Annotated in this window: 4 protein-coding genes; all 4 read right to left on the minus strand. The window is 45.5% G+C overall.

The genetic code is table 11. The features are described from left to right. Positions 1–603: 603 nt before the first annotated feature. On the minus strand, positions 604–1,785 hold the full coding sequence (locus U0033_RS15085; RefSeq protein WP_072359088.1) for a sialidase family protein: 1,182 nt from the start codon (positions 1,783–1,785) through the stop codon (positions 604–606). Next, positions 1,785–4,046, minus strand: coding sequence for a TonB-dependent receptor (locus U0033_RS15090; RefSeq protein ID WP_072359090.1), 2,262 nt, complete (start codon positions 4,044–4,046; stop codon positions 1,785–1,787). Before U0033_RS15090 ends, U0033_RS15085 begins: the two co-directional genes overlap by 1 nt. A 76-nt stretch (positions 4,047–4,122) precedes the next feature. Beyond that, positions 4,123–4,485 (minus strand): hypothetical protein, encoded by a 363-nt coding sequence (locus U0033_RS15095; protein ID WP_072359653.1) that lies wholly within the window; start codon positions 4,483–4,485, stop codon positions 4,123–4,125. A gap of 143 nt (positions 4,486–4,628) precedes the next feature. Beyond that, positions 4,629–11,867, minus strand: a complete 7,239-nt coding sequence (sov, locus tag U0033_RS15100; protein WP_072359092.1) for a T9SS outer membrane translocon Sov/SprA — start codon at positions 11,865–11,867, stop codon at positions 4,629–4,631.

Consider the following 11,867-nt stretch of genomic DNA (forward strand, 5'->3'; position numbering starts at 1 on the left):
TCATAAACGGCTTGTTCATTTTCGCCATTCTAACATTCGGTCCTTCTTCCTTTTGTGAGACTTCTGCTTTTGCCTTCGTTTCGGGATGCAGCTCGTTGCCGGCTTACTATGACCTCGGCTGACTTCTGATGGCACCTTGAAGCCATTCTTTATGCTGACTTCTGTTTCCGCTTCGGTATTCTCTCATACCTCTGCCGGATTGCCAGCAGATCTCCCAGGGTAAGGTTATACGCTTTCCATTCATGTAGCCCCGGTATTTACACAACATGGTTCCGTGCAGTATAGGGCTTTTGTCTGTGATGCGACATCGCCCACCATGCCTTGCCTTGTATACCATTTCTGTTCGTGGGCTCGAATGTTTGCCGCCGGCTTCCTTCAGATTCGTGGTCACCCACGACACCCTTGCCTTTGGCTAATGATACGTACTGCAACGCTCATTCAGGACTTACACCTTAGAGCTTATAACCATGCCTGGCGCACATCAAAAGGTGTACCAGATTTGGTACACCTTTTTTGTTTTATGGAAGTTTTAAAAGATAGCCGCCGTTTTTTACTGATACCGCAGGCATCAGCAAAAAAACGGCTTTATGGCCTGCGGCCAGCTCAAAAGTTTAGATATCTATAGCATACCGATCCTTTCTTTGTATAGGCGATTAAGACCGTTTGTTGATCTACAGCTTTTACTACCGGAAATGTTACATATAGGCTGTCATTCGTTAATATTCCTGATTTAATCACCTCTCCATTTCCTTTCCTCAGCTGGTAGCCTACCCTGCTATTAAACTCCTTTCCTACCTTCACTGGTTCATCCCATACTATCATCAGCTTGTCATCGCCCACTGTTGTGATCTGCGGATGCTTTGCCATTGGTGTTGTGCACACGGTATCTCTTTGTGAATAGGTTTGTCCTTCATCGGTAGAATGCGTGTAATACACACCTTGCCCACCACCCATTGTAAACCATACACAATGCAGCCCGAAACTATTCGCTGCCATTGCAGGTCCTGTATGCGGGCAACCCCGCACTACCCAGTTATCAGCACTGATCCTTGCAGGAGCTGAAAATGTCGCCCCTTTATCCACAGATAATAAGTGTACCATATCACGAATAGAATCACTAATGATATCTCTGAATGCTACATGCAAATGTCCTTTGGGGTCTGTGTAGAGATCTGTACGGCAACATTGACAGGCTGTCTCCGCGATCGCATGCTCGCCCCTGAAACCTTGATGGCCACTGGTTTTTGCAAAGTACAAAGTAGATCCTTCTGCATTGATGTCTTTCCTGTTATCCAGCCAGATAGCCCCTGCTTCTCCATCAGGTAATAAGGCCACGTCAAAATAACGCTGATCATAACTACTCGTATCTGTTACGAGTTGTTGTGGTGCAGACCATGTTTTTCCGGTATCTAATGAATGTGTGTAAAATACCCTGCCGGCCCATTGATTGCGCGGATCATGTTGCTCTATGCCATACATGGCTATAATCTCACCATCTGGTTTGAATACGAGTTTGGGCATATTCTCTGCGTGTGGCAATACATTGTTAGCCACAGGGATCACCTGTGGTGTGGAAAACGTATCGCCCTGCTGCACGGCGTAGTACATAGTACCTGTATCTGCTCCCTGCTGTGTTTCTATCCAGCTGATGACTTTCTTCCCATCTGCTGTTTCTGATATAAATGCACAGGATGCCTCTCCGTGTGAAAGGGTGTATTCCTGCTCTTTATTGGGATGGCAGGCCGAAAGAAGGCCTGCCAACACTATCCACAATTTGTTCTTCATTATTTGAATGTATATGCGATCCCAAAATCAAATGTTCTCTTCTGTCCAGGATAATAGCTGGTGCTATAGGCTGTTTTCTCTGCTGTCGTTGCATAGATTACATCTGCAGCATTGCGGCAATTGATCCAGCATTCAAAACTCTTCCATGCATAACCTGTGCGAATGTTCAGCAAATCGTACCCGTTGTATACTTTGGTATTTTTGGGATCCATGTAATATTTACTGATATGCTGCCACTCTGCACCAATCCTGAAACCTTTGATGAACGCAGGTTTGAAGGTTAGTTCACAATTCGTGATCACATGTGGTGCTCCGTTCATCTGGTTACCACTGTATGATACTCCTTTCTCTGTGTAATCGTTGAAGAAGTGATCTGCATATTGTCCGCTTACACGTAATTGAAGGGATGTAACCGGTGCGTAACGTACATTCCATTCTACGCCCCTGTGTGTAGTATGTCCGGCATTCTGATTCAGGTAAGAACCATCTGACTGCCGTACACTGATGATTTCATTGTTACCTTTCATCTCGTACACGCTTACATCTACATATCCCTGATCATTTGCAAAGCCCAGCCAGCCGCCTACTTCGTAGTTGTTGTAATTAGCAGGTTTTAATACAGGAACTTTCACGCCTGTGAATAACTCTGTGATATTGGGTGGCGCGAAACCTACGCTGTAGTTTGCATATAATCCACGGCTCTTTCCGAAGTCGTAAGTCAATCCTAATTTAGGTGTAAATGCATTGAAGTTGTTTTGCTGACTGGCGGCACCTGTATATGCTGCTGCAGAAAGGTGGTTTTCGAATTTATAATCCATCCTGTCATAACGCAATGCTGCAACGAGTTTCAGGCCTGTTGCCAATGTCATGTTACCCTGTACATATGCAGCGGTGTTCAGGAGTTTTACATCATAGTTTGTGAGCACGGAATCACTCGGTGTATAATGTGCGTAATAACCTGCTGTATTTTTATCTACATCTATATAGTTAGCGATGTAAGCTGCCGGACTGTAATCCATGCTTACGCCTGCGATGATCGTTGCATCCTGCCAGGCGAATTCCTTCTTGTGTTGCAGGATTACTCCATAACTTTTAAAGCTATCGTTATTGATTTGTCCTGCGGCTTTGAGAGGATTTGTTTTTGAATCTGTGATGTAATAAAAAGGATTTTGTTTGATACTGCTGCTTCTGAAGAAGGCCGTAAACGTGGTATGGTTCAGGTCATTCCAGTCATGTTCTACGGTACTCCTGTAGCGGAATGCATTTACTTTCCTGTAAGAGAAGGTCTGGAAGTTTGTATAATTCTTGCCAAAGAAGTGTGCGCTATCCAGACCACCTATCTGGTCGGTATAATAATCAACTAAGGTTGCGGAGTTGATCCATTTGGTGTGTTCATTAATCTGGTAATCGCCTCTTAAGGTGAAAGCGAATTTATGGTAATCGCTGTGGTCCATGTAACCGTTACTTTGCTTAGCATAATAACCACCCATGGTTAAACCTAGTTTATTGAATGTGTTTGACACATTGAAATCTGAACGTTTATACCCCCTGTCTGTCATCTCTGCCTGCACACGTCCTGTTGGGTTTAATGAAGGTGCTGCGGTGATAAAGTTGACGGCTCCGCCAACTGCTTCACTCCCATATAAGGAGGAGGCGGGACCACGAACTACTTCGATGGTGCGCAATGCGGCCATATTCATTTCTATGAGTGCATTGTGGTTAAAGTCGCCGGTGGTGCGGATAGGAATACCATCTTCGAGATACAGGAATAGACTCTTGTAACCGATTGGCTGACGGATGGCCATGGTATGTTGTTCATTCTGTAATGGCACCATGTATACGCCACTCACTTTGTTCAATAGCTGGTCGAGTGTGATGGCTTTTGTATCGCGCATTTCCTGTGTGGAAATTCTGCTGATGGCGATAGGTGCATCTGTACGTAATTGTTTATCCCTGCTGGAGGTCACTACAAATTCATTGAGACTTGCAGTGGAGGGATGTAAGGATATGATACCTGTTGTCAGCGCCCTTTTTTGTGGTTGATAACCAACATAAGATACTAATACGGAATCTCCATTATTGCCTGCGATGTTGTATTTGCCCTGTGCATCGGTTACACAGCCTTTGCTATGATGTAATAACTGGATGTTTACACCAGATAATACTTCACCTGTTTGTGCATCGATCACGCTGCCCTGTACCTGGGCATAGGAATGTAAGGACAATAGTACTCCTGCTATTATCACTAATAGATATTTCATGTGGATGATAAAGTCAATAGTTATGAATTGAGCGGTCGTTGCTCAGCAATTTGTTCGTAAAATAAAGGGAGAGTGATTAGGCTTGTGGGGGGCGGAAGGTATCAGATAAAGGAGTATATGGTACAGAGCTCTGATAATATGCGATGAGTGGGATGGACGGGGCGTAAGAGCGGAGGTCGTACGAATAGAGGTCATCTATATACGACACTTCGTATTTCTCTTTTCCGGCGCTGCCATTATTTTGTTGTTGCTGGTCGCGTTCTAGTTGTTTTTTCAGGTAACATTTACCGTTACAGTGCATATCAGGTTTATCCCTGTTTACGCAGAGCACGCTGGCAATGTAGTTTTGGTTGAGCTTATATTCAAGCGAAATCAGGTACTGGCTACAGTTTTGTAGCAGTAGTCCTGTTAAGAGCGCTATGAATAAGAAGTATCTCACGCAACAAAAGTAGGTAAAATAATATTCAGAGTTTATGAGCTGGGTCATAAAAAAAAGAACCGCCCCCAATTGTTGTTGCCTTCGCATCAGCAATTGGGGGCGGGAAAATAGCTGGTGGCCTGTGGCCGGCTTTATGCAATGAATTATTGCGCCAACATAAATCTTAGTGTTAAACCACCCCGTGTACTCGTGATCGGGTATGCGGTGGAGATCACTGGTATCGTCTGCCTTCGGTCATAGAAGAATCGTAAGTTCAACCTGTTATTCACTACATAATCTATGGATGGTGCTATCCCGATCACCTTCTGTCCGCTTGTTGGGATCACCAGGTCCGCATCCAGTTTATTATTTACCGTTCTATCATCACGCAAACTCAAATCCAACCTGAAGTTCATATCATTCGAAACCTTCCTGCCCGTCTGCTCACCGAGGAACCCGAATTTCACGTTCCTGATCCGGTAGCTACCACCCAGGGTGACCTCTGTAGAGCGCAATTCTGTCAATTGATAATCGATCAGGCTCAAACTTAGTGAACGGCTCTTCTTGAATTCCATACGCAGATTCAGGCTGTTGGTAAACGTCATATCAAAACCGATCAGTGGTGCAAACTGCTCTGTCATGGTAAGGTTCGGTACCAGGAAGTAAGGAATATAGTTACCGGAAACCGTATCGATGAATCCCGGATAACCTGCCAGTCTTGGATCCTCATATAACAATGCAGAGTTATAAGAACTCATGCTCAATGAACCGACATATGCATGTGTGATGGAGAAATTCGTAAAGTAATTCTTGAATGGTTCCAGTTTCGCCAGACCATTATATGTCACGCGCCAGTTAGGACGAGGGATATAATTACTGAACGGATTACTACGCACATTTGAAGGACCACCATTTTTCAGCAATCCGATCTTACTGGGGTCCTTACCTGAATACGCTGCAAGGAATGCAGGGATCAGCACATCCTGTGCATAACGGCTGTAACCGTAACGATACTCAGGGTCCTTTGTATTAAAGGTAGGCGTACCAGGCAGGCTATTATAAGGATTGGCATTGCCGAGGCGATTTGAAATCGTTTTACGGTAACGTTCAAAATCCTGGAAAGTGGAGGTTGTTCCTTTTTCTGAATCTATTTTACCAAACATCGTCTTCACGGCCACATAAGAGATCTCAAATCCACCTGCATCATATGGTGTGAGGTGTTGGAAGCCCGCAGAATCCATGTTCTTAAACAGCTCTGTATGTGTCTTGGTAAATGATTTGGTCAGGCTCAGATCAATCCGCCAGTCATTGTAAGGTTCCAGTTGCGCCTGTACCTGCAGTCGTTGTGTAAATTGCTGCTGGAACTGTACGTTGAAGGTAGTATCTGGTGTAATCAACCCTTTCTTCGCAAAATCATCCAGCCATGCTTTTGTTGGCTGTTGCCCTGTCACAAATCCTAAACCCGGTGTGAAGTGCGCCCAGTTCATACCCAGGGCTTTTGTACTATCAATATAACCTGGCAACTTCGTACCACTGTTTTCTGAGTAGTCCACATTGATACGTTTCAGCATCAGGAGTGGTTTCATCACGGCTTTCAGGATCGGTGAAATTTCCTCATCAGAAGAAGTGGTGTTTTGTGCAGGTTGGTTTTTACCTGGTGGCTGTTTACTGTTATTATTGTTTTGTTGTGGTCGTTTGGCACCTGATGTGCTAAACTGCCGGAGGAATTTGGACCGGTTATACAGGTCTGAGAATTTGAACTCAGCCATTACAGTTTTGTTCTGTGTATTCTCGATGGCATTACCCAGGTATTTGGCGAGCAATGAAGCACCCGTCCAGCGGTAGTCAAAACTATAACCCAGTGCTACGTTTGTCCAGCTGGTCAAGGGCAGCTTGTTAGTAGGCAGGGTATAAGTAACATTTGCTGAATGGTAGTAGTTCGTGGTTCTTCCCAGTTTAAAGAAATTACGCCACATGGTATCTTTCTTGGCTCCTGTATTGAGGCGACCTGTCGGCTCGTCGATACGTGCGTTGTTCACCGCATTGAAGTCAATACTGATGCTCTTGGTCAGATCCCATTTCAAGCCATAATACCTGTCGAATGTGAAGTACTTATTGAAAGTTTCCGGCAACTTATACGTGCCATCACCACCCACATTCCGGATACGGGTTGCACCAAACTGTCTCGTAACGTCTGCTCTGAAACTGAGCAGGGAAGGAACATAGTTAAAGTTGAAATCTCTCACCAGGTCCAGCCATTTTGTTTTCGTTTTGAAAAGCTTTTTGAACGGTGTAACGTATTTCGGCTGACCGGTAAAGGTATACCCTATGCCACCCCTGTGCTTGGTGAGCACATCATTTTCAATGATCGGGGAGTGTGCCATTGTCTGGGAGAATGAATAACTGATGTCGAAGTTTTCCAGATCCCAGAGGTGATATTTTTTCCTGTTTGGATTTACCCTGCGGATGTTGGTAAAGTTCAGGCTCTTGATGGAAGTGAAGGTTTCCGCTGCCCTGCGGATGGAGTCACGCTGCCAGGAAGATTTCGCCATGCGCAGTTTATCTTTCAGCTTGATGTCCAGATCGTATGGATCGTATTCCGGACGGCTTACTGCTCTTGAGTAACCTGCGTATACAGGGATCACCATCCCTATCTTCTTCGGCAGGAGTTTACCCAGGTCAAGGTTAGCAGCGGCATCGTATTGTGTATAGTTATCTCTGAAGCGTTCGTTTACGCGCTGATCCAGGTTACCGAATCCGGCAGTATGCATATTACCTGAGATGGTAACGGTACCCAGGTCTGCGAGTTGCAGATCCAGTCTACCCATACCTGCATAACCACCTTTTTCATCCAAACCGGTCAAACGTAATTCATTGAACCAAACCTCACCAGATTTCCTCATCCCGTCGGTTCTTGGGTTCGTTACCCCCAGGAAGATGGTACGTACATCACCTAAGTTAGGATTACCGACAACGCTCATGAAATTACCGCCATCTAATTCTGTATACACTTTCAGTGCTGAACAGGTATCACAATTATTACGGCGCAGTTTCAGTTCTGTCAGTTTGCTCAGCACGATGTCCATATCATTCAGGGTGGGCCATATAGCGCTGGCATTACCTGATTGACCGAATGGCGTCTTTTTCAATGGTACAGCGTATTCGTAGTAGTTTTCCACGAAGTCACTACCTATTCTTATGATCGCTCTCAGGTCATCATCTCTGAGTGAGTTATCATCTTCAATTGCTTCAGCATGCAGGTACATTTGTAAGTGCTTATACTGGCGCAGGTCCATACCCAGGTTCTTGGTTACACCGCGTGTATCATTATCTTCAAGGTTCTTGATCTGTAATGACATGGATTGTTCGTTCAGCTGTAAGGTAGTATTGTTGGTACTTACCGTATTCTGACGGGTTACTCCCGGCGGCAATACATAATTGATCGGTTTACGTGAAGAGTTTTCTTCGATGTTAACTGCTGTTAAGTTGAAAGAAGTATTGCCATCATTTGGAACAGGGTCACCTGGCTGCAGTTTATAGTTATACTGACGCCATTGGTTACGCACCAGTTGCAGTTTACCGAAACGTACTACCACAGAATCCTGGAAGTTCGTCAGGAACATACGCATGAAGCGGATGGATTTGAAGTCAGGGATAGCACCTACTTTCTTATCGTATTTATCGATCGGCACTTTGAACTGGTACCATACTTCCTGTTTCTTTCCACCTTTTACCAGGTTTACATCTGCCACGAGTTTATCCACAATGTTGTTGGTACCTACTTCCATGTTTGGACGCAGGTTCACTCTATACTGGAAGTATTCTTCTGTTTCATTCAGGGTGTTATCCCTGTTCAGGTCTTCAGTTTCAGGTATGTTGGTAGCGGCTCTTGAGTAGGTAGAATTCGTAGATACGGGAGAGTTACCTTCCGGGTTGTTAAATCTTTTATAACGCACCAGGATGTTTCCACTATCCAGGTCGCGGTAGTGTACGTAGTCATCGTTCGCAGCATCCTTTGCTGCCTGTTGGTAAATCACGGAAGCAGTTCCAAAGTTAGCTGCCAGTCTGGCCAGATAATCTTTGAAGTAGTTTGCCTCGTTAGCACTCTGGAGACCGTCATAACCAACGTCCTGGTATTTACGGATGTTCGGATCATTGTCAAATGCCTGTGTGATCTGCTGCTGGAACTTAGGTTGGCGGCCCCATTGAGTGGAGTCTACTTTATCAAGACCAGTGGTTGGATCCGGCATACCATTCTCGAAGAACTTGTGAGAATCTTTCAGGATGTCTTCGGAGATATTACCCAGGTTGAAATACAACTGACCGCCGGTACTGTTTGGATTGTCGATGAACGGATCCTGTATCCAGAACTCGATGAACTCTACGTTGCTGGTTTCAAAATCACTGTTATCCAAAGCACGCATGATACCACCCCATTTCTTTGCAGGGTTTCTCAGTTTACCTGCTGCATTGATACTATCACTGCCTGCGGTAAAGTTATAAGGACCTCTTTCAGTAGGGTAGTAAGCTAAGTCAAGGGTGCTTAACTGGGCCTGACCAAAATCGGTGGATTTGTTAGGGAAGATTTCCTGTTGATAAACCAGGCGGGTACGGGAGTCAGACTGGACTTCCTTGTTAATACCAGTAGGCAAACCTGAAGAATTAGGAATCTGCAGGGTAGGCTCGATGATATACCAGGCCAGTTTACTCCTGTTTGCACCGTAGCTCCATTGGTTGTTTGCTTCTGATTCGGGGAACAAGGTTCTGCCAGCACTATCCGTAGCCTGAGAAGGTGTAGAAGCCAATGCCCAGCTGGTAGCCGGGTATTTGAGATCATAACCACTCTGTGAACCTTCGAAATCGTCGATATATACCTGCCCCTGACCGCTACCAGCCGCATTTACCAGTTTGCTATGACCTGGGAATAACTTGGCCACCTCACCGGTGAACATGATATTGGAAGGGGTGGTGCTGTTAAAGTTAGGCAGTTTGTTCAGGAGGCGTGTCAGTGCTTTTGAAGGAGAGTTATAGTTCACGTCAAAGCCAACAACGGTATTCCTGATCGGGTCTTCGCCGTAGTTTACTTTCTGGTAGTAAGGTCGCTCACTCATACGGGCGATGGTAGAACCAATGCTCAGTTTATCATTTACCACATAATCGAAACGGGTACCAAAATAGTTTCGTACCTGGGTGCCGAAGGATGCATTGTTTTCAAACTGTACGTTGATGGCTTGTCCGGAAGCCAGTACGCCTGAGTTGACGATTTTGATACGACCCAGGTTATAATCAATGATATAATCCACGTTTTCGCGGAGTAACTGACCACCAGCCGTTACGGTTACTGAACCCTGCGGAATGTTGTAACCGCCCAGTTGAATTTCTGACGAGTTACTGGATTTATAAGTACCCTTCAGGAGGTAGCGGTTGAGTTGCGGGAACTGCTGGGCGACCACTTTGATGGAGTCGTACAGCACCTTGAACATATATTGTTTCTCGAGCGCCGCATTTCCGCCAAAGGCTTTTTGGATGCCCTGTGCAAAAGGTTCCAGTTGCGGGAACATGACTCGTCCTGTATTGGAATTGATGGTATACCCTTCTACATAGTCAAACACCCCATCTGGTTGCGGGTCATTCTGGTTATTCAACCTATCCAGGTTCAGAACGGAGATCAATGGTGCACCTGCCCATTCCCCGCTAGCATCCGGCAAATAACGTTTGTCACTTGGGGTACGGGTTTCATTGCCCGGATCTTTATAATAGATATCCAGGCTAAAGTCTGCCCTGTTGATCTGGTAAGCGCCTGTGGAATAGATGTTTTTCATCATCAGGTCCCAGATAGGGAGATTTGGCCTGGCAGAGGTAGCTTTCAGGAGTTTGAGGAAGAGGATCTTCTGGTTTGCGCTGTTATTCTGGTCTGGCGGTACATCCTGTGAGAATTCACCCACCTGGTATACACGGCCATTGTAGGTATATTGGTAAGCGACTGCCAGTACTTCATCGGCCGTCAATTGTTGGTTGAGGGAGATGAAGCCCAGTTGCCGGTTCAGGGTATACTCGGAGGAATCCAGTTTACGGGCAAAGGTTTTTTCATATTCCTGTACGCCCAGTAATCCCATGGATTGCAAGCGGCTGACCACTGTTCCGGTATAACGGCTGGCGGGATCTGCGATTACATTGGAGTAGAGGTTATTCGTACCATTTGCCGGCAGGTGAGCCCCTGGCGTAACCGTAACCGTCTGGTTATAGGGCTTATATTCGGCAAGGTCCATCAGACCCACGATGTCGCGGGTATTGGTGGTGGCACCTGTTTTATTGGTTACCCAAACCTCGATACGGTTTACATAGGCCAGTGATTTGATCACCGGCAGGTTGCTCATACTATAATTAAAAGTATCGCGGAAGAATTGTCCTAAGAGGAAGTGTCGGTTATCTTCATACTCGTCTGCCCGGATGGTGAAATCCTGGACCTGGGTACCGCCTTTGATGAGGAGGTTTTGTTTCTGGGATTTCTGGTTAGAGAGTACGGAGGTAACGGTGAGGCGGCCAAACTGCATCTGGGTTTTGACACCAAACAGTGATTGCACCCCGGAAATGAGGGTGCTGCGGAGAGGAAAGCTCACGTTACCGGCTTCTATTTTCTTGATGATTTCATCGTCGTAGCCGGTGTATTCCAGTTTGATTTGGTTTTCAAAATCAAAAGTGGATTGTGTATTATAGTTAGTGGTGATTTTAAGTTTGTCGCCGATCTTACCTGTCAGGTTCATATTGATATTCATATCAAAATCGAAACCGCCGGTTTTCCTGGCTTGTTCGGTGAGGACCGGATTTTTGATATTCTGCCCCTGGTAACCGAAGGTGAGTTCGAGGCTACCTTGTGGGCGGATATCCACTTTATTGCCACCGAAGATCCTGTCGAACAGTTTAGCGCCTTTATAGAGTTCGGGGCCTGAATTCTTTTGATTCAGGGAACCGAGGGTGCTGGCTCTTTTTTGCCAGTAGTCCTGCTCACTTTTCTGCGCCTGTAGTCTGTTAAATTCTTCGAAGCTGAGGAGAGTGGGGTTACGGTAATAGTGATCGCCTATCTTTTCCGATACGGTGTATTGTTTGGTAACAGGATCATAATCAACTGACTGGGTGATGTTCTTTGGATCTTTGAGATCGATTTCATTACGTATGGGATCAGTGATACGGGTGCCGAACCTGTCTTTGATGGGGAACTTGAGGGTATCCCGTTTGACAGTATCTTTCACCGTGGTATCCCTAACGAAAGGATCTTTTGGTTGCCAGTATTTATTATAAATATCGCTGCTATAACCCGAACGATTCCTTGCTGCAGTATTAACAATAAAAAAGGAAGCGACTCCTATTACTGCTATAGCACCATAATTTGTCTTCCTTGACAA

Source organism: Chitinophaga sancti (genome assembly GCF_034424315.1).
Classification (GTDB): Bacteria; Bacteroidota; Bacteroidia; order Chitinophagales; family Chitinophagaceae; genus Chitinophaga; species Chitinophaga sancti.